This window comes from Specibacter cremeus (assembly GCF_003946885.1).
Classification (GTDB): Bacteria; Actinomycetota; Actinomycetes; order Actinomycetales; family Micrococcaceae; genus Specibacter; species Specibacter cremeus.
Genome location: NZ_RWKQ01000013.1, coordinates 1 through 689 on the forward strand (window position 1 = coordinate 1; position 689 = coordinate 689).

General features: G+C 74.4%; 1 protein-coding gene. It reads right to left on the reverse strand.

All coding sequences use genetic code 11. From position 1 onward, the window contains the following. Nucleotides 1–445 (reverse strand): DUF222 domain-containing protein (locus tag EJC77_RS06590; protein WP_125610863.1); only part of this gene is annotated, 445 nt, incomplete at its 3' end. Between the last annotated feature and the right edge of the window lie 244 nt (nucleotides 446–689).

The window sequence follows — 689 nt, forward strand, 5'->3', positions numbered from 1 at the left end:
GCTGGCCGGTTGGTTGGCCGGGTCTGGATTCCGCTCCGGTCCCGGAACCGCCGGCGAGGTCGGTGAAGCGGGGCCGGGGTCCGAGCCCGACCGTCGATTCGCCGGGATCCCTGGCCGTGCCGAGAGCCTCTGCGCCGGGAGCGTCGGCCGGGCTGCAGGGGGCGTGCGTGGTGAGGCGGTGGGCGAGGGCGTCGGCCATGAGTTGGCCCTTGCCGCGCGGGTCGCCGGCGGCGGTGGCGGTCGCGGCGAGGCCGGTGAGCGTCTTGAGGATGGTGACCCCGCAGGTCAGCGGGATCAGGGCGGAGAGCCAGGTCATCCCGTCCGGGGCCGGGCGCAGGGACACCTGCCGGTTCGTGACCGCCTGGGTGTGGCGTTTGACGAACGCCGCCGGGTCGGCGGCGTACGCGGCCGCCCGGGCGGCCGCGGCCAGGTCACGGGTGCCCATCCGGGCCACCGTGTCGGGGTCGGCGCATAACCGTTCGTCGATAGCGGCCCTCTGGGCCGGGGTGAGGAACGCNGTGTTCGGACAGGTGCCCGGACGCCAGGGCTTTCAATGTCCACGGCAGTTGCGCGGCGAGCGTCACGGCCAGGTCATGGTGCACGCCCCCGGCGTGGGGGGATTCGTGCCGGGCCAGGGCGATCTCGTCGGCGATCTTCGCCGCCAGCATCTGCCCCGTATACCCGGCGGT